Source organism: Blautia wexlerae DSM 19850, assembly GCF_025148125.1.
In the GTDB taxonomy this organism is placed as follows: Bacteria; Bacillota; Clostridia; order Lachnospirales; family Lachnospiraceae; genus Blautia_A; species Blautia_A wexlerae.
In genome coordinates this window covers 4,647,906-4,671,951 of sequence record NZ_CP102267.1, presented here as the reverse complement: position 1 = coordinate 4,671,951, position 24,046 = coordinate 4,647,906, and the positions used below count along the sequence as shown (strand labels likewise).

Here is a 24,046-nt window from a genome sequence, read left to right as displayed (position 1 = left end):
TTCTTACATATGCCTGCCTCATTTTTTGTTGTATTAGAGCGTGTTTGAAAAATCATTCCCACAATCTGCACGCCCCATTTTGCGGTATATTTTGTCCGAATTCGGTTGCTGTAGTCACCGCAACGTCGCCTTCTTCCGACTTGAAATAAAAAAATTTATCCTTCAAAACTGTCTCAAAATCAACTCGTCGACTCATTCTGGCTTAAATATAAGGCTTAAAAGAAGATTTTAACCTGTTCAAGAAACGCTTCAGGTGCTTCAACATGTGGAAGATGTTTTGTTTCTTTGAGAACAGAAACTTCAATAGCCGGGTTGGAGGCACAATAATCATCAGTGACAGCCTTTCCGTTTGGCTCTGTTTCACCTTCAACAATATAAATACTGTTATCCAGTGCCTTAAGTGCATGACAGATATTTATATTTATATACTTAGCTGCAAGACTGGAGTACAAAAATCTGGTATAATATCCACCTTTATGAGCTGCTTCATAATAAGCATCTGCCATTTGATTATCCACATGGAATGGATTATAATACATCTTCTCGATAAAAAGATTATTTATATTATCACGTGATACGATCATATGATAAACCAGAGTTCCGAAAATCGGAATTTCCAGAGCTGCTTTTAACAGGCGGTCCTTTCTGTTTGGCATCTGTTTTAATTGAGTCAGGCTGGGCGGATTTACCAGCATGATTTTGTTAAAAAGTTCTTTCTCATTGTGACAGGCCATAGTAACAAAAGAGCCTGAAAAACCACTTGCAATCACATCTGTTTTCTGACCAATTATTTTTTTGATAAAATCACTGATCATCTGAACATAAACAAAATTTGTATAGGTAATGCTGGATTTGTCCGAACGTCCGCATCCTAACAAATCAACAGTATATACGGTATGGTCAATTGCCAGTTCGTCTTCAATTTTGCTCCATTCATACCCGGAAGCTCCAGGTAAAGTGTCATGAATCAAAAGAATCGGTGACCCAGTTCCCTTTTTGGTATAATAAATGTTCCCAAAGCGCCATTCAAAGTAATTGTCATTAGAAATGTGGAGCATCTGTTTTAATTGTGCAGCAGTAGCAATCGTGTGGTTAATGAAATGAACAGCAACAGTTGCGCCGGTCATCAGAGCAGCAAATGTAAGAAATTTGTGCTTGTTTTTACTCATTTTCGGCCTCCTTTATCAAGCATAACAAGTGATTAGCCTGCTAAAATTATATACCCATATTATACCGCGATACTGTCTGTTTTACAAGAAAATATGATGCGAAAAAAAGAACCATATGGATTGATGATGTTACTGTTCACTCCGTTCACAGCAACACGCTTCGCGATGCACAGACTTTATGCTAATCGCATAAATTCGCGCGGTATGTCTCGGGTTTTCTGTGACCTTCACTCACAAAAAACACCTCGCGGGATATTACCAGTGAACAGTAACTTGATGATTACTGTTCACACATCACAATCCCGCGAGGTGTTTTGGCATGAATGTGCCAAAATCCCGAGACATACAAGCCAAAATTCCATTGCCGCAGGCAATCTGGAATTTTGGCTGCGTTACTGAGAACGGAGTGAACAGTAACGATTGATGGAAAAAGAAAATGTCAATCACCACAAAATATACAATATTTATGTTAAAAATAATGTGTTTTTTTATGTTTCACGTGAAACATTATGTGGCATGATTAAAATAAAAGTGTTATAATAAACATGCATATGCCTGTTGGCATTATAAAAAATAATGTAACAGGCAAAATAGGAATAACTACAATTAAAACCTCATAAAGGAGGAATGAAGTTGGGAAGAATTATAGCAGTTGCTAATCAGAAAGGCGGAGTTGGAAAGTCAACAACTGCAATTAATCTTTCAGCATGTCTTGCAGAAAAAGGGAAAAAGGTTCTCGCAATTGATATGGATCCACAGGGAAATACTACCAGTGGTTTCGGCGTTGATAAGAACGGCATAGAAAATACATTGTATGAACTTTTGCTTGGAGAGGCAGAAACGAAAGACACGATTGTAAAAGATGTTGTTGAGAATCTTGACCTGATTCCATCTAATATTAATCTTTCCGGTGCAGAAATCGAGCTGGTAGGAATCGATGATAAAGAATTTATCTTAAAGGGAATCACAGATAAGCTTCGACGTAAATATGATTACATAATACTGGATTGTCCGCCATCATTAAATATGCTGACGATCAATGCATTAACCGCAGCTACATCTGTATTAGTGCCGATCCAGTGTGAATATTATGCGCTGGAGGGACTTTCACAGCTGATTCATACCATTGATCTGGTAAAAGAAAGACTGAATAAACGTCTGAAAATGGAAGGCGTAGTATTCACAATGTATGACGCAAGAACAAACCTGTCTCTGCAGGTAGTGGAAAACGTAAAAGAGAATTTAAATCAGAATATTTATAAAACAATTATTCCACGTAATGTAAGACTGGCGGAGGCTCCAAGCTATGGACAGCCGATTAATATCTATGATCCGAGATCAGCAGGAGCAGAAAGCTACAGGCTTCTGGCAGAGGAAGTGCTCAACAGGGAGGATAATTAATGGCAGGAAGAAAAAACGGTCTTGGCAGAGGCTTAGATGCATTTTTTCCAGACAGAACATCTGTTGTCAAAGAACCTGCCAGAAAGACAATAACCAAAACAGTTAAAACAGAGAAGAAATCTGACGTAGCTGAAAAACAGACAAACCCTACTGTTGCAAAGAAGCAAACAGCGGATTCGAAAACAGGGGCAATGATCGTAAAGATCTCAAGTGTAGAGCCGAATATGGATCAGCCACGTAAACAGTTCGATGAAGATGCACTCATGGAACTGTCTGAGTCTATTAAACAGTACGGCGTACTCCATCCGCTTCTCGTGTCTGATAAAAAGGACTACTATGAAATAATTGCAGGTGAAAGACGATGGAGAGCGGCAAAGCTTGCCGGACTGACAGAGATTCCTGTAATTGTTAAAGAGTTTTCTGAGCAGGAATTAGTAGAAATTTCCCTGATTGAGAATATTCAGCGGGAAGATTTAAACCCTGTGGAAGAAGCGATGGCATATAAACGACTGATTGATGAATTTCATCTGAAACAGGATGAAATCGCAGAGCGTGTAGGGAAGAGCAGAACAGCAGTAACAAATGCAATGAGACTTCTCAAACTCAGCGAAAAAGTGCAGCAGATGCTGATTGATGAGATGATCACTGCCGGTCATGCCAGGGCAATCCTTTCGATAGCAGATAAGGAAAAGCAGGAATCAATTGCAATGAAGGTTTTTGACGAGAAATTAAGTGTTCGTGAAACAGAAGCGCTTGTAAAACGTATGCTGGAGCCGCCAAAAACAGCAAAGAAGAGCAAATTCAGTTCTGCTGAGGATGCAATATATGAGAGTCTGGAAGAAAAAATGAAAAGTATCATGGGTACCAGAGTCCAGATTCACAGAAAGAAAAATGACAAAGGTAAAATTGAAATTGAATATTATTCCAAGGATGAACTGGAAAGAATCATAGATCTTTTCGAATCCATTGGTTAGGAGTGACAGTAATATGAGTGGCATTTTTGAAAATCTTGGAATTGATTCCGGGATCATCATTATTATACTGCTGATTCTTACTATCTTCCTGCTGGTAAGGAATATCAGTATGAATATGCGCCTGAGCCGTCTGGAACGTAAATATAAGACGTTCATGAAAGGTTCAGATGCACAGTCTCTGGAAAAAGTATTCGTTAGAAAATTCGCTCAGATAGATAAGCTCTATGATGCGAAGGAAGAACATGATCATGATCTTCTTTTTATCAAAAAGAATCTTGATAAAATGTTTAATAAATATGGTGTAGAAAAGTATGACGCATTTGATGATGTAGGTGGAAAGTTAAGTTTTGCGCTGGCTTTGCTGGACAAAGAGAATACAGGTCTTATCTTAAATGCAGTACACAGCCGGGACAATTGTTTTTTGTATATGAAAGAAATTGTAAAAGGCGAATCCTACGTTATGCTCAGCCAGGAAGAAGTAGAGGCACTTCGTAAGGCAGTGAATTTTGGACTGGATAATATTGAAGAATAAAGTTTTTTAAAAGTTACTGTGAACGGAGTGAACAGTAATGTTTAAAAGCTGAAAATAAGAGCATACTAAAAGAGAATCTGTTTTGTGCAGGAATGCACATGATATGATAAATTGATATCAGGGGGAAAGTTGTTGCCAGATTTTACCCTGACATCATTACATAATGTAATAGAATATTTCAGGAGGAACAAGATGTTAGATATTAAATTTGTGAGAGAAAATCCGGAAGTTGTAAAACAGAATATCCGCAACAAATTTCAGGATAATAAACTGGAATTAGTGGATAAAGTTCTGGAACTGGACAAAGAGAATCGCGAAATCAAACAGGAAGTAGAAGCTCTTCGTGCAGAGAGAAATAAAATTTCCAAACAGATCGGTGCACTGATGGCACAGGGAAAGAAAGAAGAAGCTGAAGAAGTAAAGAAACAGGTAGCTGCTTCCGGAACCCGTATTGAAGAACTTTCCACAAGAGAAAAAGAGGTAGAGGAAGAACTTCTCAAAGATATGATGGTAATTCCGAATATCATTGATCCATCTGTACCGATCGGTAAAGATGACAGCGAGAACGTAGAAATCGAGAAGTTTGGTGAACCGGTTGTTCCGGATTTTGAAGTGCCATATCATACAGAAATTATGGAAAATTTTGATGGAATCGATCTTGACAGTGCAAGACGTGTTGCGGGAAATGGTTTCTACTATTTAATGGGAGATATCGCAAGACTTCACTCAGCAGTAATTTCCTATGCACGTGACTTCATGATAAACAGAGGTTTTACTTACTGTGTACCTCCTTTTATGATCAGAAGCAATGTTGTAACAGGTGTAATGAGTTTTGCTGAAATGGATGCCATGATGTATAAGATTGAGGGTGAAGATTTATACCTGATCGGAACAAGTGAACATTCCATGATCGGTAAATTTATCGATCAGATCATTCCTGAGGAAGAACTTCCGAAAACTCTTACAAGCTATTCTCCATGTTTCCGTAAGGAAAAAGGTGCTCATGGACTTGAGGAGAGAGGCGTTTACCGTATTCATCAGTTTGAAAAACAGGAAATGATCGTTGTCTGCAGACCGGAAGAGAGTCCGATGTGGTTTGATAAATTATGGCAGAATACAGTAGATCTGTTCCGTTCTCTGGACATTCCGGTTCGTACACTTGAGTGCTGCTCCGGTGACCTGGCAGACCTGAAAGTAAAATCTCTTGACGTAGAAGCATGGTCTCCACGTCAGAAAAAATATTTCGAGGTAGGAAGCTGTTCAAACCTTGGTGATGCACAGGCACGTCGTCTTAAGATCCGTGTAAACGGAAAAGATGGTAAGAAATATCTTGCACATACATTAAATAATACTGTTGTAGCACCGCCTAGAATGTTGATCGCATTCCTGGAGAATAACCTGAATGAAGACGGTTCTGTAAGTATTCCTAAAGCTCTGCAGCCATACATGGGTGGTATGACAAAGATTGAGAAAAAGCACGCTTAATGGAGGGTGAGCTTTTTCAGGGAGGTGTTCTTATGCACAGTTATCTGAGGGCAGTTGGTTTTTCCAGGATCACCAAAAGAAGCAGTATCAGACAGATCATTACGGATGTGGTTGAAACTTATGATGAGAAAACGGTCATAGAGAACTACCCTGATGGTATGTTTGCAGAGTTTTCCAAGAATTATGGATGCGATTGTGGAATTACTGTCTGCGGGCAGTATGATGAAAACAACGTATTTTATCCGGATTATTATTTTCCTTTTTTTCGCGGAACAGGCATTACAACACAGGAGAGTGTTGTGATAGAAAGACATGCAGACAAAGAATCTTTTGCAGGTGCCTGTGACGATCTGAGAATTGGGGTTACTTTAATTTTCTATCTTCAGAATGCTGCTGAGTATCTGCAACAGCGTGAAAAAGGCAACATACTTCCGGGTGGCCAGCCTTTAACCCTTTCCGGGCTGGCCAGGGAAGGAAAAATCCTTTTTCCTGTAGAGAAAGATAAAGAAGCAGTAAAAGCAGAACGTGAACTGACAAAGAACAGAAATCATCTCATTGCAGCCGCCAGAAACGGTGATGAAGAGGCTATGGAGAGCCTCACGATGGAGGATATGGATACATATTCCATGATTTCTCAGCGTATAGTTACAGACGATATTTTTTCTATAGTGGATTCCTATTTCATGCCATATGGAATTGAATGTGATCAATATAGTATCATGGGTGAGATTCTGGATTTTATGACATTCAAGAACATTATAACAGGAGAAGAAATCTGCCAGCTTACATTAGACTGTAATGATATGCAGTTTGATGTTTGTATCAATAAGAATGATTTGCTGGGGGAGCCAAAGATCGGACGTAGATTCAAAGGAATCATATGGCTCCAGGGACAGTTGCACTATTAATTAAAATGATTTATGATGGCATGGACGAATATTTCGCCTATGCCATCTTGTGATTTACAAGAATATGTTTCACGTGAAACATGCTTATAACAATCCGCTTGACGAGGGAGTGTTATAGATATACATTTGTTACTGTTCGTACACCACTATCCTGCGAGGTGTTTTGGCATGAATATGCCAAAATCCCGAGACATACAAGCCAAAATTCCATTGCCGCAGGCAATCTGGAATTTTGGCTACGTTACTGAGAACGGAGTGAACAGTAATATACATTTCACGCCGGATATTTGCAATTTATTCCAAGGGTAAGAAAAGAAAGAATTACTATGATATACTTGGGGCAGGTAAGTCGGAAAACTAAAAAAAGGAAGATGACATTATATGAAAAATAAATTATGGAAACAATGGATGTTAAGTGGAGTTCTGGTTTCTGCAATGGTTGTATCATGCGGGGTATCTGTAAGTGTACAGGCAGAAGAAACAACAGAGACAGAAGAAGCAGCAGAAACCGATTCCTCTGCTGAAAGTGAAGATGATCTGCGGATTCTTTTTGATCAGGCAGTTGAAGATGCGATGATTGCTGAGGATGGTGAGATTCTTCCGGTAGTAAGCCTGGATGAGGGAGAGCCTTATGCAGTTTATAATGAAGAGGGAAGAGTTCTTCTATATACATTCCATAAATATCCGGACAGTTATCCGGATGGCACTGATGTGAAACTGGAATGGGGAAATGTATGGACATTTACAGGTGGTGAACTGGAAGACTGGTATCAGGAAAATAAAGAGGGTGTAACAGACTGGCAGACAAGAATGAAAGAATTGCTTGGTCTGACTCCTGATAATGAATCTAACTATGTTACAGCTATGTGGGTAAAACCGGAAGATGTTTTTCGTCCGGCATATATTTCGGATATTGGAACAGTAGAAATGACAGATTCATTCTCCGAAGATGTTGATGCGGATTATAAAGCATGGTTTGATGCGAACATTATTTCCAGCTATTATGATGGCGAATATCCATGGACAAGATTGGGATATACTTATGACTGGGCGGATAATGGACAGGCTTACGGGTTGTCTGAGTTTATCGTTAAACAGGATAGTGATGTAAAAGTAGCATATACTGTTGAACTGGGTGAGATGATTCAAAAGCTGGAAGATAATACATGGAATCCGGAAGCAGAAAATTAGATAAGAAAAGCCAGATTGCACTTGTAATTTTCTTTGAAATATAGTATATTAGTTACTGTTCATACACCATTATTCCTCGAGGTATTTTTGCAAAAATATGCCAAAGTCCCGAGACATACAAGCCAAAATCCCATTGTCGCAGGTAATCTGGAATGAATTTTGGTTAAGTTACTGAGAACGGAGTGAACAGTAACTTATATTATGGGTGTTGATTAAATGTCCATATAGCTCAGCTGGATAGAGCACTCGCCTCCTAAGAGAAAGCCGAGGCATTCCCCAAAGGAAAAAATGAAAAACAACTTTCAGTTCGAATCTATTCTGAAAAATGCCAAAGGTGACAACAAAGCATTCCCCAAATTTGGGAACGTTCTAATGTTACCAACTCAAAAAAATCTGTAGATTGACAACTCAAAAAAGAGTTGATAATCTTATATATGGCCGAAGGGAAAAATCCCAGAACCCCAGTAAAATCAAGGGTTTGCGGCATGTGTCGTCATAGCTCAGCTGGATAGAGCACTCGCCTCCTAAGCGAGGGGTCGGAGGTTCAAATCCTCTTGGCGACGGGCTTCAAAGCGTTCGAAAATGTTAGCTGGATTAGCTGACAACGAACGCTTTTGTTATTTTTAAATCACGTTCGTGACACAAAATTCCATTCAAAATGATCAATTTCTAGCTAACGAAATCCGATTTTTGTTAGCTGACAGCTAATCAAAATTACCGGTTTGCAAACATGGGTTTTAAGAAGTCCAGCTAACATTTGGGTTCCGCTCCGTTGTCACCCCTTATTCGGGGATGTAAATCAGAAAAAAGGCGGGAAAAGAAACAATCTCTCCCAAACCTGCAAACATGAATTAGCTGAAACAGTATTCAATTCTATTAGCTACAGCTAATGGTCAAACAGCAATGTCTGTTTGGAACTTTACTATCTATAAAAGTTCCAGGCAGGCATTTTTTATTTCCTGAATCCTGGAGGAAAGGAGTCAAGATGACTGAGCCAAACAGACAATCAGGAGAAAACGAAGAAAGAATCATAGAAATTGAGATTGAGCGTCTTCGTCCGTTCAAAGAGCACCCGTTTCAGGTAAAAGATGATAAGGAAATGTTTCTTTTGCAGGAAAGCATTGAGAAGTATGGAATTTTAAATCCGCTGATCGTCAGACCGGTACCGGATGGATACTATGAGATCATATCCGGTCACAGAAGAAAACATGCTGCTGAGAAACTGGGATAGCGTAAAGTACCGGTAATCATCCGGGTATTAAGTGAAGATGATTCCATCTTGAGCATGGTAGATTCCAATCTTCACAGAGAACGGATCAGCTACAGTGAAAAAGCTTTTGCTTACAAACTGAAGAATGACGTATTAAAAAGAAAAAGTGGTCGAAAAAAGAGCCAAGTTGACCACAAAACACCAAGAAAGCGGGCAATAGAAATCATCAGTGAAGATTGTGGTGATAGCCCAAAACAGGTGCAGCGTTATATCTCACTGACAAAACTGATACCGGAGATGTTGCAGAAACTGGATGATGAGATTATTTCTTTTTGTCCGGCTGTAGAGATAGCTGCATTAAGTGAAAAAGAACAAAGAGAACTGCTTGTAGCAATGGAGTATGCACAGGCAATCCCATCACTCTCACAGGCCCAGAGGATCCGGCAACTGAGTAAAGAAAAACAGTTGTCACTGGAAAAGATGGAAGAGATCATGTGTGAAGTGAAAAAGGGTGAGATCACAAGAGTGGCATTCACAAACGAGCAGTTGCACAAGTATTTTCCAAATTCTTATACACCGGCAATGATGAAACGGGAAATACTGGCACTGTTGAAATTATGGAAAAAAGAATCATGGGAAAGTTAAAGGAGGAAGAAATCATGTGTAAAGTTATATCCGTAGTAAACCAGAAAGGTGGCGTCGGAAAGACCACCACAACCGTAAATGTAGGCATTGGACTGGCAAGAGAAGGTAAGAAAGTGTTGCTGATCGACGCGGATCCACAGGGAAGTTTAACCGCAAGTCTTGGATATGAGGAACCGGATGATCTTCGCATCACACTGGCAACGATTATGATGGATGTCATTAACGAAGAAGAAATCTCTCTGGAAGATGGTATCTTACATCACCAGGAAAATGTAGATCTACTTCCGGCAAATATTGAGCTTTCTGCCCTGGAAGTAACGATGGGAAATGTTATGAGCAGAGAAATGATCATGAAGGAATATATCGATGCGATAAGAGGCCGATACGATTATATCCTGATCGACTGTATGCCAAGTCTTGGTATGATGACAATCAATGCACTGGTCTCTTCCGATTCCGTGCTGATACCTGTACAGGCCGCATATCTGCCGGTGAAAGGACTTCAGCAGCTGATCAAGACCATTCTTACAGTAAAGAAAAGGCTGAACCGGAAACTGGCGATTGAGGGCATTCTGTTGACTATGGTTGATTTCAGAACCAATTACGCAAGGGACATTGCATCGAGAGTACATACAACATACGGAAGCCAGATAGAAGTATTTGAAAATGTGATCCCGATGTCTGTAAAAGCAGCTGAGACCAGTGCAGAGGGAAAAAGTATTTACATGCACTGTCCGAAAGGAAAAGTTGCCGAGGCATATAAGAACTTAACACAGGAGGTTTTGAAGAATGAAAAATAGAAGTGGCGAAAAGATTAAACTGGCAAGCATAGATGAACTGCTTGGTGTGGTAAATGAAGAATCTGCAATGGAGATAGAGATCAGTAAGATCCATCCGTTTAAGAATCATCCGTTCAAGGTGCTGGATGATGAAAAGATGCAGGACCTGGTTGAAAGCGTAAAGATCAATGGAGTATTGACACCGGTACTACTTCGCATGAATGAAAATGAAGAATATGAAATGGTATCCGGTCACAGAAGAATGCATGCGGCACATCTTGCAGGACTTACGACTATTCCGGCAATCGTAAGAGAATTATCGGATGATGATGCCATTGTGGCCATGGTGGACGCTAACATTCAGCGAGAGGAACTGTTGCCAAGTGAGAAAGCTTTTGCTTATAAGATGAAACTTGAGGCAATGAAAAGACAAGGAAGCAGGACAGATATAACTTCTGGTCAAAATGACCAGAAGTTGAAACCAGTAATATCGAGAAATATACTTGCAGATCAAGTTGGAGAAAGTTCTAAGCAGATTCAGCGTTACATCCGACTGACAGAGTTAATACCAGAACTTCTTGATCTGGTAGATAACAAAAAGCTTCAGTTCACGGTTGCCGTAGATATTTCCTACATCGATAAGGAAGTACAGGAATGGATTTACGAATATATCAGCGACACCGGATTTATTAAGCCAAAGCAGATTGCAGCACTCAGAAATCAGCTGAATGATGGACCAATCAATCAGATCCAGATGTTATCAATTTTCAATAACTGTGTGATGGCAAAGAAAGTATCCAGGTCTCTCACTTTCTCAGAAAAGAAACTGACAAAGTACTTTCCGGATGATTATACAGCCAAAGATATGGAGCAGGTGATTGAATCATTATTAGAAAAGTGGATGCAGGAACAGTCCTGTTAAGGATAGAAAAAGCTAAGAAAACAAAGTCAAAGAAGTTTAAAAAGAGGACTTCTTAGCAGAAAATGAAAGGAGGAAATTATGGAGAAAAAAATGACATTTAATTATTTTTACGGTACCGAAGCTGATCAGTTCAGCTTCTACCGCATACCAAAAGCATTATTTACAGACAGTTACTTTAAAGATTTATCGAGCGATGCTAAAATTTTATATGGACTGATGTTGGATCGAATGTCTCTTTCCATCAAGAATCAGTGGTTTGATGACAAAAACAGAGCATATATCTATTTTTCCATCGAAGATATCATGGAATTACTGAACTGTGGCAGAAATAAAGCCATCAAATCCATGAGAGAACTGGATGACGAAACAGGAATTGGTTTGATTGAAAAACGCAGACAGGGATTTGGAAAGGTGAACGTTATCTACGTGAAAACCTTTATGCCCGAGAAAACAGATGAGAAAAAATTTGAAGAGGAATTAAAGAAGTTTAAAAAACAAACTTCTGTGGAAAATGAGGAATCTACAGAAGTTTACAATTCAAACTTCATGAAGTCCCAAAATCAAACTTCTAGAAGTCCCGAAAACAAACTTCAAGAAGTTTACATTTCAAACCCTAATAATACTAATCTTAGTGATACTGAAATGAATGATAATAAATCTAATCCTATCATATCTGTGGATGAGAAAAGATTTGATAGCGATAATCACTCTGAGGATTATCAGGCTTATGAAAACCTTGTCAAAGAGACCATTGATTATGAATCACTGAAAGTAACCCATCATGACGATATGCGAAAGGTAGATGAAATCGTGAACCTGATCGTAGAAACTGTGATGTGTAAAAACGACAAGATATTGATTGCCAGCAATTGGTATCCGGCATCACTGGTGAAGAAAAAATTTCTGATGCTGACCTATTCACATATCGAGTATGTCTTACACTGTATGAGTGGTAACACCACAAAGGTGAAGAATATCAAGAAATATTTGTTAGCAGCCCTGTTTAATGCACCGTCAACGATGAACGGGTATTATCAGGCAGAGGTGAACCATGATATGCCAGGACTGGTAAGATAGGAGGTGCACATGTTTATTTTAAAATTTGCTGGGAAGATATTATTACTGCCGGTATGGCTGATCCTTTTTGTGATCGGCTTGGCAGTAAAAATGACAGTACAGACTTATGCGGTTGTCAGAGGAATCCTTGGGTTTATATTCACTTTATTGATCATAGCGACTGCATACTGTTACCATGATTGGGTACAGGTTGCATTCCTGTTTTCGCTGAGTGTTATTCTGTATCTGATCCTTTTTGCAGGAGTGTTCGTAGATACTGTACTGGACATGACAAGAGAACGTATTATTGATTTTATTATATCGTGAGGAGAATATGAAAATGAGTGAAAACAATGATTATATTCAGTTACCACCACTAAAAAAAGACACACCATCTGATGTGGTAGCATTTATGTGGAAGTACATGAAAGTACCGGAGAATTCAAGAGAAAAAGTTAAGAATCTGCTTAAAGATGCAAATGAAAATGGAGTAAAATTAAGTCATCAGGCACCAACCCTGTATGATGTTGTCCCAAAAATGGAAATAAAATGAAGGAGAAAAGGCGGCAGTTTAGAAAGGCTGTTGCCTTTTAGGAATTGTTGTTTATTTGTTGTTTTTTATAAGCTATACTATAAGGAAAAGATAACATTAGAGCCAGAGGTGAAATTTATGAACTATAAAATTTTAATGGTTGATGATGATAGAGAATTGCTAAAAATGCTGAATCAATACTTTACATTGAAGAATTATACGGTAATGATTGCAGAAAATGGCATAGAAGCAATGGAAAAGATAAGTGCAAATCCCGATATTATTTTATTGGACGTAAATATGCCGGGAATGGACGGAATTGAAGTGTGCAGAAGAATCAGAGATATGGTTTCCTGTCCGATTATTTTTTTGACTGCAAAAGTAGAAGAACAGGATCGAGTAATGGGATTGTTGTCTGGTGGTGATGATTATGTTTTAAAACCATTCAGTTTGAAAGAATTAGATGCTAGAATTATTGCCCATTTGAAACGTGAAGAACGTTTACATAGGAAAAAAGAACAAAGGTTTTATGGAGAATTAGTGATTGACTATGCCAGTAAATGTGTACATATTAAAGGGAATGCTTTAGAGCTTACGAAATTAGAGTATGAGATCATAGAATTTTTGTCTATGAACCCTGAAATGGTATTTGATAAAGAACGAATCTATGAGAAGATTGGCGGATATGATGCAGAAGGGGACAGCCGGGTGGTTACGGAGTTGATTCGCAGAATCCGCAAGAAAATGAAAATGTATTCGGAACACGAATATATTGCAACGGTATGGGGGAGGGGATATAAATGGGCAAAATAAAAAATCTTTCGTTAAGGAAAACCATTGTTTTGTATATGATAATTAGTTTAATAATTAGTTTTTATCTTTCAGCACTAATTATGCGAATAGCAAGCACAGTACAAAACAACATTTGGTGGAATTATGTAGACCAAGAAGAATATTTTGAAATGGCTGAAGGGGATGGTAGAAGGTATTTGCCAGATGTTCCGAGACCACATTCTTATGAAATGAAAGAATTTGATTATCATGTATCGGAAATATGTGATTTTCTTCAGACATTTACAGTGCTTATCGTATCTGTTGCAGGGAGTATTATAGCGGTATTTCTTTTTTATAAGCATAAACTGAAATGCCCTATCGAAGAATTAGAACTGGCTTCCCGACAAGTTGGTCGAAATAATTTAGATTTCCATATCACTTATGAAAATGAAGATGAGATGGGCGGATTGTGCAAAGAGTTTGAACGAATGAGAGGACAGCTGGCAGAGAATAATCAACAGTTATGGAAAATGCTTGAGGAAGAAAAGGCTTTGCGGGCTGCCATTGCACATGATATACGTTCTCCGCTCTCTGTGCTGGAGGGGTATCAGGAAATGCTTTCAGAATATCTTCCGAAGAAAGAGATAAATATGGAGCAAGCCTTAGAAATGGTAAATGAAAGCAAAAAACAGATTGAACGTATGGATATCTTTGTGGAAACTATGCGAAAGATGAGCAGTTTAGATACAAGGGAGTTAGTAGCAGAAGAAATTACCAGTAAACAGGTAGAAATAGACGTACGGGCAGAGATGAACGTGTTTAGGAAAAAATTTGGAAAGCTATATGAATTAGAATGTTCGGAAACAGAAGAAAAATTTTCAGGAGATAAGGAAGTGATTTTAGAGGTTATAGAAAACCTTTTGTCAAATGCCTTTCGTTACGCCAAGACAAAAGTGGAAATGGAAGTGTTTCTTACCTGTTCTGAATTACAGATCAGAATAAAGGATGATGGAGTGGGATTTACAATAGATAAGCAAAAGGCAACAGAGCTTTTTTATCAGCAAAATGTGAAAGACAGTTTGAAACATTCAGGAATGGGCATGTATATCAGCAGATTGTATTGTGAAAAGCATGGTGGTCAGTTATTGATAGAAAATGAAAAACAGAGTGGAGCTGTAATAACAGCAGTATTTCATCGGATTGCATGAGCGGTCCGATTTTTTTATACTGTTGTCTTTTTGTTGTGATTTATATTTTATGATGTCTATAACGAAGGAAAGGAGGAATACGTATGATTGCTATTTTTAAAAGAGAGATTAGGAATTATCTAAAGCGACCGTTATTTTGGGTAGGTGTTCTGCTTGTGATTTATGGTGTGTTTAATGCGACAAGTCCATATTTAACCACACATTATCTTACAACGGGGGAGGAAATCATCAATGATCAGTCCAACACTTCGGTTGAAGGAGAAGTGTATGAGGGCTATATTCCAGCCACGCCTGAAAAGCACAGAGAGGTATGGCATGAAAAGGTAAAAATAAAATTAACGGATGTGTTTGGATTGACGGATTCAGAAGCACAGAATGTCATTGAAAAGCTGGAAAGCATGAATTTAAAAGAGGCCTATGCGTATTTGGAGCAGGAATATGACTGGTACGGGGCAAGGTGTTTATACGAGGACAGTACGTATTATAAGGGAACGGCAGAAGAAATCAACGCATATCTAGATAAAAAATTGGAAGATAAGACATTTTCTTTTTATTACGCAAGAAAATTTGCTGATTTTGCGGGTCTGTATATGGTGTTTTTTGCAATTATTATGTTGGCGGTTTTATTTTTACAAGATACAAAAAAGCATACTTATGAATTGTTGCATACAAAGCCTGTGACTGCCGGGAAGTATGTAATGGGAAAAGTGAGTGCAGGATTTACAATTTGTTTGCTTGTGCTAACTATTTTGAATATACTGTTTTGGGTATTGTGCCGCATCTATACAAAGGATAGTGGATTTGAAGTGCGACTATGGGATTTTGTGGCTTCTACGGTACTTTATATATTGCCTAATATGCTGATGATTGTGAGTATATATACATTGATTTCACTCATATTTAAAAATCCACTTCCGGGTGTACCACTTTTGATTCTTTATATGGTGTATTCCAATTTGGGCGGAACTAATGCAGAGGGAGTTTACGGATATTGGGGCAAACCTTTGGCAATCATGGTACGATTTCCGGGGCAGCTTTTTGATACGACACCGCCCCCGATGGCGCTCTTAAATCAAAGTTTTCTTATTATTGTATCGGTAGTAATTATACTGATTTCGATACAGATTTGGAAGCGGAGGCGAATATAAATGAAGAAGGAAATGAAGATTGTTCTGCCATTTTATAAAATTGCTTATGCAGTATCCTTTGTTGTAATTTTAAGTGTGATTCGTGCAGTTGTTTTCACATATGAAATAGGACTATCCATAGAGCCGCCTTTTGCGATATTGACTGCTGTTTTTTGTGCAGATACTTATGTGCAGGAAATTACAAGCAACCGTTCCGAAGTTCAGAGACTGTATCAGATAAAAAAGAGAATCTATTCTATTATACAGAGACTGATGATACAGGGAACTTTTTTGCTGCTGCTCGCTGTTCTTGGATATGGATTGTTTTTTGCGTTTCAGAAACCAATTACACATCCAGTAACAGAAAGTGAAATACTTCAGTTTATTACCTGTTTTGGGGCGATTGTAGTAACTATTTTCTTTTGGGGAATATTGGCTAATACATTGTCTATGCTTTTTCGCAATATGTGGATGGGAATTGGAAGCAGTCTTTTGATATGGGTAGCAACAAATTCCACAGGTGGAGATAAACTTTTTGGAGCATGGAATCTGTTTTCTTATTCTTTTAGAGATATAGAAAATACTGCCGATATTACATGGCTGTATGGGAAAGGCTTGTGTATTTGTATCGGACTGATTTTGTTACTGGCATTGCCGAAGATCGTAAGAAAGAGAGGGTAAATTTATGAGTATTCATATTGAGGATTTAACGGTAAGATTTAAGAATAGTGTCACAGCAATCGACCATGCAGATTTAGATATACCAAATGGGATATTTGGACTATTGGGAGAAAATGGAGCGGGAAAGACAACTTTGATGAGAGTTTTGACCACTGTGCTTAAACCTACAAACGGAATGGTTACATTAGACGGAATTTTGTATAGCGAAGGAAACTATGAAAAAATCCAAAGAAAGATAGGGTATTTACCACAGGAAATTGAACTGTATCCTAATTTGACGGTTCAGGAGTGTTTGGAGTATATGGGAGATCTGGCAGGTGTTCCGAAAGCAGAATGTAGAAAGCGGATAGATTATTATTTGAAAAAGACCAGTCTTATAGAACATCGTAAGAAGAAAATGAAGCAGTTATCAGGCGGTATGAAGCGACGGGTAGGATTGGTGCAGGCGCTTTTAAATGAACCGGAATTTTTAATTGTGGATGAGCCAACTACCGGTTTAGATCCGGAGGAACGTATTCGCATCCGCAATTTGTTAGTAGATTTTTCTGAAAACAGAACGGTTTTGTTTTCAACTCATGTGGTAGAAGACTTAGCTGCCACCTGCAATCAGCTTGCAATTATGCATAAAGGTCGATTTCTGTATGCGGGTTCTATGAAGAATTTGACAGAAGAAGCACAGGGGAAAATCTGGATTTGCAAAGTACCTGATGAGAGAAAAGCAAGAGAAGTGGAACAGAAGTATCGTATTACATCTAAACAGTATGTTGAGGGGGGATTGCAGTTAAGAGTGATTTCTGAAATACAGCCAGAATTGGAGTGTATGTCAATTCCTGCAACGTTGGAAGATGCTTATATTTATGTGACGAATCAATACGAGTAGATAAAGCACCATCTGATGCTTTACTACCAGTTGCACGTTGTTCGCTTTGAATATTTGTGGAGAAAAAGTATGTATTATTTTGGCTTTCTATAAAACCTATAAACCAGCCATTTATATCCTGCCCGTTCACTCGTCCGGTTCCGGTTTTTCCATAAATTCTCCATTTTCAGAGGCGGTAAGATGGATGGAATTTTTGACGGCATGAATATTAGCAGGAGTAAAGTTGAAGTTGTTTCGATATAAATTTTTCAAAAGTTCAACTTGTTCTACTGGTGAAATCTTTAAGGATGACTGCATCCAGTAGAAAGAGAAATCTCCGGATATATTTTTATTGCCATATCCTATTTGCTGAAGGTATGAATTTATAGTGGAAGATCCGAGCTGCTTGTCGATTGATTCAAAATACCAGTTTGTATATATCTTTTAAAAGGTATATGATTAAGAAAAACGGCAGGAGGTATCTGAATGAAATCACATAAATATTGGTCTATCGGTGCACTGATTACAATGCTTGGAACTTTTTATACAGGTTATAAGGGATCAAAAGAAGGCCATAAGTACTTTGCAGCAAGTTCTTTGCTTTGCATGATTATGGCTATTTATACAGGACACAAGATGATTTCTGGTAAAAGTAGGAAGAAAAAAGAAGTTTCAGTAGAGAGTGTTGAAGATTAAAAAACAAAATATTTTAATAAATAACGCCGGTGCGGGATTTTTGATATCCAGTACTGGCGTTATTTATTCTACAGGGGCTTGGGGGTGTAGCCACCAAATATACTATTCGTTTTCTGCTTCGGCAAGTTTGTTAAGGATCCACTCCCTATTGCTAACTATTTCATCATCATTGCGGAGATCCTTGAAATCATCGCAGTGTGAAGAAGCAGATTCATACATATTGTCAATGTCAACTGCACCAGTAATCTCACCCTTATTAATGATTACAAGAATATTTGTTCCGTCGTTGTCGACAGCAAAGCGCAGTTCATCAAATTCTTTATATCAAAGATTGGCTGGAAGATACGATTGCAGAACAAAAAGAAGTTTCGGAAATGGATGATGTAGAAGAAATCATTTCGAAGATATCAGAAGAAAGTCCTTACAAACGGCGTCCAACACAAAAGCGAACCTGGATGACCGTGCCGGAAATGGGAAAGCTGCTGGGATTAAAAAAGACAGATCGATACTGGCTGGTGCATAAAAATGTTTTTGAATCTAAAGAGATTGCCGGAAAGATACGAATCAATATTGCCAGCTTTGAAAAATGGTACGCCAATCAGATTAAATATCATAAAGTTACCGGAGAAGAACCGGGGAAAGAATTGAAATCCTGGTCCTATTCCGTTAAGGAAGTCGCGGATCTGTTAGGTGTTGATGATTATCTTGTTTATGAATTACTCAAGAAAAATCAAATGGAAGCGGTTATTGTCGATTACTGGAAACGAATACCAAAAGAATCTTTTCAAAACTGGTATAAAAGCCAGTCTCGGTATCGAACAAAGGAAGACAGAGAAAAAGACGCTCTTCTGGAAGATGCAACAATTACGATGCCTGAGATGGCACAGCTGCTTGGAACAACCAGAAGTGCAGTATATACAACTCTTGATAATCCAAAGTATAGTCATTTTTTGAATTCATTGTGATTGCAGAAAAGAAAAGGATCACAAAAGAGAGTTTTCAAAAATTCCTGGAAGGTCAGGATTGGTATAAGCTGGATGTCTTCATCAACAAAGAATCACAGCGTATAAGAAAAGAATCGTTGAATGCATTGGATGAAGTCGATCCGGAACTTCTGGCAAAAGTATTGGCTAATCCAGAGATGCGGGCATTACTCAATTCGTTGGCGAAGACGATGAAGTAATGAATTCTATATCCCAATGAGTATATTTATTGGTTACTGTTCACACACAATGTCATTAACTTAAGCAATTTGCTAATACTGCATTGATGAAAATATCAGCAGAAGGATTTGATTATGATAAAAAAGGGGATATTGAGGGATTAAGATACAATGTTTTACTGAAATTTGGGTATAACAAAAAGACAAAATCAATATTTAACATTGAAATTTGTCTAAAGATGAAATATAGTAATATATGAGTTAATGCTAATGTCTATAACAAAAACTCATCGGAAGTTTAAACCTATGCTGGCGGGCAAAGGTTCTTCCAGGTCTGATCGGCTCAATATTTTGAGCGATCAGACCTTCTACATTTATCTTTGTTATCCCATCGTGAATCCTTAAAAAATCCCTGCATGTTTTAAGCGCGGATGAATAATTCGCCTGATATTCATAAGCACGATCTTCCCGATCAATAGTTACATTTATGATTATGCTGGAACTGAAATTATATAGAATAACTCTTGCCCATACTTCCTGCACAATATAATCATATTTTTTTGAGTGAAACGCTTTCAGACACAGGGAATATTTTAAATCTCGGAAAGAGTTTTCCTCCTGCCATCTCAGATGATAAAGAGCTTTGAAATCTTCAGCTTTAAACTCTTCTTCTGGAAGATTCGTAGCAATGTTTTCATAAGAGCCATCATCAAGCTGTACGCGTAACAAACGTAAAGCAAGGTCATATTCCGTTCTTTGATCATTGAGATAATCCATCGGAGCATTCTGATAAATGTATCGGTATGAAGAGAATAGTTCAGGTCTGGAATATTTGCTTACAGCTTTAGACCTCGTCAGTATAAGAGAGATATCTTCATCAAAAGCTGGCAGGGTATCAACCGGATATCCCATCATTCCGGAAGCTCTTTTATCGTTACATCGGATAAGGAAGTACTGCCCCTTTTCAATCACATGGGCAAAGTTGTTGTAAGAAGTATAACCTCTGTCCCCAAAGAAAATGACTTTGTAGTGTTCATGGATATCTGCAGAATCAACCATGGAACAAAAAGCAGAATACTCATTTCGCTTTCGGGCAGGCTGGACTAAAATATCAGTAAAACGCTTATCAAGTAAAGAAAACATAGCATTGATATGGATCTGGTTAAATCCTCTGGTAGATTTACCATTTGGTTCAAAATAGGTATCCTTATCTTCAGGGTTAAGGAAAATATCACAGGAAGAACCATCGCAGGCCCAGAATTCATATTTACCGTTATATAGTTTTTTAGGAAGTTTCCTGTTAAAAGCAAGAAGAAGATTCCGAAAAGCATCTTCCCTGATCTTTTTACGCTGTCTGTAAAAAGCCGCTTTGGAAGGTGCATCGATAGTACGTCCGAAAAAACGGTACAGTTCTTCCCTGATACAGTCAGCTTCCATAGTCAGAAACATCAGCATATAATCTTTAAAACCAAGTTTTCTGTTTCTGATAAAATCAACTCCGGGTTTGACAGCATATTTTTCCGGTGTTTTGGAAAGATCATTGATAGCAGCAAGTAAAATAGCTTTGATAGAATCTGAATAGTTCATAAATAAATACTCCTTTGATTAAGTAATTAAAAATAACAGTGCCTAATTAAAGGGCGTTATTACTGATTGATCAGTAATAACGCCGCATATTGAGGAGTATTTGTCAAGTAATATTTTAGGAAATATCAAGCAGGTATCAGAGAGAGCATTGCCCGTTTAACAAGCAACAATCTCTTAAGTTAATGACATTGGTTCACACACCACTGTCCCGCGAGGTGTTTTGGCATGAATATGCCAAAATCCCGAGACATACAAGCCGAAATTCCATTGCCGTAGGCAATCTGGAATGAATTTTGGCTACGTTACTGTGAACGGAGTGAACAGTAACATTTATTGTGCATATGGAGAATCTATCTCCATCAAATCTATTGAAATCTCCATCATTTAGCATTAAAATGATGGAGATAAATTCAAAATGAAGGAGATTTCAATGAGAAATTTTGATTATATTACAAATCCTGCGAAGTTGCTGACACCTGAAATTGTTCAGATGATTGGCAGTATTCATGAGCATAAAGGTAAACAGGAATTATTTCTGGAAGCAAACATAGATGAACTGAAAACATTTCTGGAAGTTGCTTTAATTCAAAGTACGGGAGCATCTAACCGAATTGAAGGTATATTTACAAGTGATAAACGTTTGGAAGAACTGGTAAGTCAGAAAGCAGAGCCACGTAATCGGTCTGAACAGGAAATTGCCGGCTACCGTGAAGTGCTGGCTACGATTCACGAAAGTTATGAATATATCACTCCAAGACCAAACATTATTTTACAGTTACATCGTGATTTATATTCTTATTCCCAAGGAAACATCGGTGGTACCCATAAGAATTCAGACAATGTAATTGCAGAAACCGATGCCGAGGGACACCAGAAAGCTCGTTTTATTCCCGCTCCAGCTTTTCAGACTGCAGAAGCAATAGACGAACTTTGCGCTCGTTTCCTTGAAGCATGGGAAGCTGACCGCATTGATAAACTGGTTTTGATTCCTATGTTCATTCTGGACTTTCTGTGCATCCATCCTTTCAATGACGGAAATGGTAGGATGAGCCGTTTGCTCACTTTACTGCTTTTCTATAAGGCTGGATATATCGTTGGAAAGTATGTCAGCATGGAAATGCTGATTGAAAAAACGAAAGAAACATATTATGAAGCCCTTCAAGCAAGTTCTACTGGCTGGTATGAGGGCGAAAACAGCTATGAGCCTTTTGTTAAATATTATCTGGGTATCATACTGAAAGCATACAATGAATTCGAAAGCCGTGTAGAACATTTGAAGTACCATAATCTTTCCAAACCGGATAGAATTAAGGCGGTGATTGATAATAAGGTCGGTAAGATAACGAAGAAGGAAATTATGGAACTATGCCCTGACATAAGTAAGGTTACCGTGGAAAGAACACTGACAGATTTAGTTAAGAGTGGGTATATCGCAAAGGTCGGTGCAGGTCCATCCACCGGTTATGTTCGTATTTGAAAAATTATTTTCAGATTTCCATAATAATAATAGTACTACTTTGAATTAACCAATTTGCCAGTCAAAAACGCATGGACAAACCGTCTCGTATGCGTTATATTATTTATAGACAAGAAAATATCTTGTGCTTTCGATAGGAAGTTTAATTGAATAATTGCGCGTCGCATTCTCGTTACTTAGTGATGAGTTAGACGCGCAAATTTTTTACCCAAAGGAAAACATATGTTTATTTTTAGCGCTATATGTGCTAAAATATAGCCATGGGTAGTAGAAAAAACAACAGAATCTGAGAAAAGAGTTATCAGGGAAAAATAAAAATGCAGATAATATCCAGTTATGGTGTAGAATTACGAAAACAGAATATCCCAATCTGCCAGACACTGGAGATCTATCGTTTTGCTGTCAGCTATCTGATTGGGATTTATGTGCAGGTATGGGAAGAATTAGCAGAAATCCCGGATGCAAAGAGGCGTTTTAATGCTGCAGAACATCTGGTACATACTACGAAGAAAAACCATGCCTGTTTTGATTTTGATATCCGGTTCCCAAAGATGCCTTCCTATCTGCGCAGATCTGCCATCCAGCATGCACTGGGGACAGTATCCTCTTATAAAACACGGCTGGATCTGTGGGAAAAGACCGACGGAAAGAGCGGGAAACCAAAGCTTGTATATGAAAATCACGCCATGCCGGTCTTCTACCGTGATGTCATGTATCGTGAAGGCGCGGAAGGGAAAGACGAAGCATACCTGAAACTCTATGACGGTCATGACTGGAAATGGTCCTGTGTACGTCTGGATCATACGGATATGGAATATCTGAGAAAATGCTGGTCAGGGAAAAAGGCATCTGCCCCGACTCTGGAAAAGAGACACCAGAAGTATTTTTTGCGTTTTTCCTATATAAAGAGGAAGTAACACTTACCAAAACACCTGTGAAAGAACAGATTATCTGCAGCGTGGACTTAGGGATCAATACCGATGCAGTCTGTACGATCATGCGGGCAGACGGAACTGTCCTGGGAAGAAGATTCATAGATCATCCCAGTGAAAAAGACCGGATGTACCGCACACTGGGACGGATCCGCAGATTCCAGAGGGAACATGGCTCTGCGCAGACACAGGGAAGATGGGCATATACGAAACGTCTGAACACAGAACTGGGTAAAAAGACTGCAGGTGCGATTGTAAGATATGCGGAAGAAAACCATGCAGATGTGATCGTGTTCGAGTATCTGGAGATGCAGGGGAAGATATCGGGAAAGAAAAAACAGAAACTGCACCTGTGGAGAAAAAGAGATATCCAGAAGTGTTGTGAACATCAGGCACACAGGAAAGGGATGCGGGTATCCAGGATCTGCGCATGGAATACCAGCAGATTGGCTTATGATGGTTCCGGGACGGTAACACGTGACCGGGAAAATCACAGCCTCTGTACTTTCCAGACAGGAAAACGATATAATTGTGACCTGTCAGCATCCTATAATATAGGGGCGAGATATTTTATAAGGGAACTTTTAAAACCCCTTCCGGCAACGGAAAGGTCTTTACTGGAGGCAAAAGTCCCTCCTCTAAAGCGTAGAACCTCATGCGTCTATGCAGATCTGAGGAAACTCCATTCAGAAATGGAACGTTTAAAAGCAGCATAGATACAGGCAGATATACAGCGGAC

At 38.6% G+C, this 24,046-nt stretch carries 24 protein-coding genes, 1 tRNA gene and 4 pseudogenes; 25 read left to right on the top strand and 4 right to left on the bottom strand.

Features of this window, described 5'->3' with window-relative positions:
- Nucleotides 1–77: 77 nt before the first annotated feature.
- A pseudogene (locus NQ550_RS22730) lies at nucleotides 78–149 on the top strand (hypothetical protein); the annotation flags it as partial.
- Nucleotides 150–215: 66 nt separating this feature from the next.
- Here the strand turns inward: NQ550_RS22730 and NQ550_RS21845 are convergent.
- The gene (locus NQ550_RS21845) at nucleotides 216–1,169 is read right to left on the bottom strand and encodes an alpha/beta fold hydrolase (RefSeq protein ID WP_008708024.1); all 954 of its coding nucleotides are present in this window, start codon (nucleotides 1,167–1,169) and stop codon (nucleotides 216–218) included.
- Between the two features lie 633 nt (nucleotides 1,170–1,802).
- On the opposite strand from NQ550_RS21845, the gene NQ550_RS21840 reads away from it, so the two are divergent.
- The 18 genes and pseudogenes from NQ550_RS21840 to NQ550_RS21750 all read left to right on the top strand — a co-directional run bounded on the left by NQ550_RS21840 (nucleotide 1,803) and on the right by NQ550_RS21750 (nucleotide 17,474).
- Complete coding sequence (locus tag NQ550_RS21840; protein WP_025578451.1) at nucleotides 1,803–2,570, top strand: ParA family protein; 768 nt, start codon at nucleotides 1,803–1,805, stop codon at nucleotides 2,568–2,570.
- Nucleotides 2,570–3,544: a ParB/RepB/Spo0J family partition protein gene (locus NQ550_RS21835; RefSeq protein ID WP_025578450.1), complete on the top strand. Its 975-nt coding sequence runs from the start codon at nucleotides 2,570–2,572 to the stop codon at nucleotides 3,542–3,544. The genes NQ550_RS21840 and NQ550_RS21835 overlap by 1 nt, the downstream gene beginning before the upstream one ends.
- A 13-nt stretch (nucleotides 3,545–3,557) precedes the next feature.
- Nucleotides 3,558–4,076 carry a DUF4446 family protein gene (locus tag NQ550_RS21830; RefSeq protein ID WP_020993348.1) on the top strand — a complete coding sequence of 173 codons (519 nt, stop codon included), beginning with the start codon at nucleotides 3,558–3,560 and terminating at the stop codon, nucleotides 4,074–4,076.
- Between the two features lie 192 nt (nucleotides 4,077–4,268).
- Nucleotides 4,269–5,561, top strand: a complete 1,293-nt coding sequence (serS, locus tag NQ550_RS21825; RefSeq protein WP_008708031.1) for a serine--tRNA ligase — start codon at nucleotides 4,269–4,271, stop codon at nucleotides 5,559–5,561.
- Between the two features lie 32 nt (nucleotides 5,562–5,593).
- Nucleotides 5,594–6,469 carry a DUF3881 family protein gene (locus NQ550_RS21820; RefSeq protein ID WP_008708032.1) on the top strand — a complete coding sequence of 292 codons (876 nt, stop codon included), beginning with the start codon at nucleotides 5,594–5,596 and terminating at the stop codon, nucleotides 6,467–6,469.
- A gap of 381 nt (nucleotides 6,470–6,850) precedes the next feature.
- Entirely contained in the window at nucleotides 6,851–7,660 is an 810-nt protein-coding gene (locus NQ550_RS21815; protein WP_020993350.1) for a hypothetical protein, read from the top strand.
- A gap of 489 nt (nucleotides 7,661–8,149) precedes the next feature.
- Nucleotides 8,150–8,223 (top strand) — tRNA-Arg (locus NQ550_RS21810).
- Between the two features lie 326 nt (nucleotides 8,224–8,549).
- Nucleotides 8,550–9,515 (top strand): annotated as a pseudogene (locus NQ550_RS22725) (ParB/RepB/Spo0J family partition protein).
- A 14-nt stretch (nucleotides 9,516–9,529) separates the two neighbouring features.
- On the top strand, nucleotides 9,530–10,315 hold the full coding sequence (locus NQ550_RS21795) for a ParA family protein (protein WP_005334870.1): 786 nt from the start codon (nucleotides 9,530–9,532) through the stop codon (nucleotides 10,313–10,315).
- Entirely contained in the window at nucleotides 10,305–11,216 is a 912-nt protein-coding gene (locus NQ550_RS21790; RefSeq protein WP_025580967.1) for a ParB/RepB/Spo0J family partition protein, read from the top strand. The genes NQ550_RS21795 and NQ550_RS21790 overlap by 11 nt, the downstream gene beginning before the upstream one ends.
- A 78-nt stretch (nucleotides 11,217–11,294) precedes the next feature.
- Nucleotides 11,295–12,293 (top strand): DUF6017 domain-containing protein, encoded by a 999-nt coding sequence (locus NQ550_RS21785; RefSeq protein WP_025580966.1) that lies wholly within the window; start codon nucleotides 11,295–11,297, stop codon nucleotides 12,291–12,293.
- Nucleotides 12,294–12,302: 9 nt separating this feature from the next.
- Nucleotides 12,303–12,599 (top strand): hypothetical protein, encoded by a 297-nt coding sequence (locus NQ550_RS21780; RefSeq protein ID WP_008708038.1) that lies wholly within the window; start codon nucleotides 12,303–12,305, stop codon nucleotides 12,597–12,599.
- A 7-nt stretch (nucleotides 12,600–12,606) separates the two neighbouring features.
- Nucleotides 12,607–12,819 (top strand): annotated as a pseudogene (locus tag NQ550_RS21775) (hypothetical protein); the annotation flags it as partial.
- 123 nt (nucleotides 12,820–12,942) lie between these two features.
- A complete protein-coding gene (locus tag NQ550_RS21770; protein ID WP_025580965.1) occupies nucleotides 12,943–13,617 on the top strand; it encodes a response regulator transcription factor in 675 nt (224 codons plus the stop codon).
- A 149-nt stretch (nucleotides 13,618–13,766) separates the two neighbouring features.
- Entirely contained in the window at nucleotides 13,767–14,786 is a 1,020-nt protein-coding gene (locus NQ550_RS21765) for a HAMP domain-containing sensor histidine kinase (protein ID WP_242833687.1), read from the top strand.
- A gap of 83 nt (nucleotides 14,787–14,869) precedes the next feature.
- Nucleotides 14,870–15,934 carry an ABC transporter permease gene (locus NQ550_RS21760; RefSeq protein WP_025580963.1) on the top strand — a complete coding sequence of 355 codons (1,065 nt, stop codon included), beginning with the start codon at nucleotides 14,870–14,872 and terminating at the stop codon, nucleotides 15,932–15,934.
- The gene (locus tag NQ550_RS21755; RefSeq protein ID WP_015521696.1) at nucleotides 15,935–16,594 is read left to right on the top strand and encodes a hypothetical protein; all 660 of its coding nucleotides are present in this window, start codon (nucleotides 15,935–15,937) and stop codon (nucleotides 16,592–16,594) included.
- A gap of 4 nt (nucleotides 16,595–16,598) precedes the next feature.
- The gene (locus tag NQ550_RS21750; protein WP_015521697.1) at nucleotides 16,599–17,474 is read left to right on the top strand and encodes an ABC transporter ATP-binding protein; all 876 of its coding nucleotides are present in this window, start codon (nucleotides 16,599–16,601) and stop codon (nucleotides 17,472–17,474) included.
- A gap of 73 nt (nucleotides 17,475–17,547) precedes the next feature.
- Here NQ550_RS21750 and NQ550_RS23120 read toward each other — a convergent pair.
- Nucleotides 17,548–17,604 (bottom strand): annotated as a pseudogene (locus NQ550_RS23120) (hypothetical protein); the annotation flags it as partial.
- A complete protein-coding gene (locus NQ550_RS23115; RefSeq protein WP_465220386.1) occupies nucleotides 17,601–17,840 on the bottom strand; it encodes a penicillin-binding transpeptidase domain-containing protein in 240 nt (79 codons plus the stop codon). The gene NQ550_RS23115 and the pseudogene NQ550_RS23120, both read right to left, overlap by 4 nt.
- A 99-nt stretch (nucleotides 17,841–17,939) precedes the next feature.
- On the opposite strand from NQ550_RS23115, the gene NQ550_RS21740 reads away from it, so the two are divergent.
- The 3 genes from NQ550_RS21740 to NQ550_RS21730 all read left to right on the top strand — a co-directional run bounded on the left by NQ550_RS21740 (nucleotide 17,940) and on the right by NQ550_RS21730 (nucleotide 19,332).
- Nucleotides 17,940–18,149, top strand: coding sequence for a DUF6219 family protein (locus NQ550_RS21740; RefSeq protein ID WP_008392833.1), 210 nt, complete (start codon nucleotides 17,940–17,942; stop codon nucleotides 18,147–18,149).
- A 374-nt stretch (nucleotides 18,150–18,523) separates the two neighbouring features.
- Nucleotides 18,524–19,114 (top strand): helix-turn-helix domain-containing protein, encoded by a 591-nt coding sequence (locus NQ550_RS21735; protein WP_259838861.1) that lies wholly within the window; start codon nucleotides 18,524–18,526, stop codon nucleotides 19,112–19,114.
- On the top strand, nucleotides 19,111–19,332 hold the full coding sequence (locus tag NQ550_RS21730; protein ID WP_173698303.1) for a hypothetical protein: 222 nt from the start codon (nucleotides 19,111–19,113) through the stop codon (nucleotides 19,330–19,332). Before NQ550_RS21735 ends, NQ550_RS21730 begins: the two co-directional genes overlap by 4 nt.
- Nucleotides 19,333–19,578: 246 nt before the next feature.
- On the opposite strand, the gene NQ550_RS21725 is transcribed toward NQ550_RS21730, so the two are convergent.
- Nucleotides 19,579–20,898, bottom strand: coding sequence for an IS4 family transposase (locus tag NQ550_RS21725; RefSeq protein WP_118568905.1), 1,320 nt, complete (start codon nucleotides 20,896–20,898; stop codon nucleotides 19,579–19,581).
- A 415-nt stretch (nucleotides 20,899–21,313) separates the two neighbouring features.
- On the opposite strand from NQ550_RS21725, the gene NQ550_RS21720 reads away from it, so the two are divergent.
- From NQ550_RS21720 to NQ550_RS21710, 3 genes are all read left to right on the top strand, one after another.
- Nucleotides 21,314–22,375: a Fic family protein gene (locus NQ550_RS21720; protein ID WP_044997026.1), complete on the top strand. Its 1,062-nt coding sequence runs from the start codon at nucleotides 21,314–21,316 to the stop codon at nucleotides 22,373–22,375.
- Nucleotides 22,376–22,692: 317 nt separating this feature from the next.
- Nucleotides 22,693–23,292 carry a hypothetical protein gene (locus NQ550_RS21715; RefSeq protein WP_259838857.1) on the top strand — a complete coding sequence of 200 codons (600 nt, stop codon included), beginning with the start codon at nucleotides 22,693–22,695 and terminating at the stop codon, nucleotides 23,290–23,292.
- A 17-nt stretch (nucleotides 23,293–23,309) separates the two neighbouring features.
- Nucleotides 23,310–24,023, top strand: coding sequence for an IS200/IS605 family accessory protein TnpB-related protein (locus NQ550_RS21710; RefSeq protein WP_259838856.1), 714 nt, complete (start codon nucleotides 23,310–23,312; stop codon nucleotides 24,021–24,023).
- The last annotated feature ends 23 nt before the right edge of the window (nucleotides 24,024–24,046 follow it).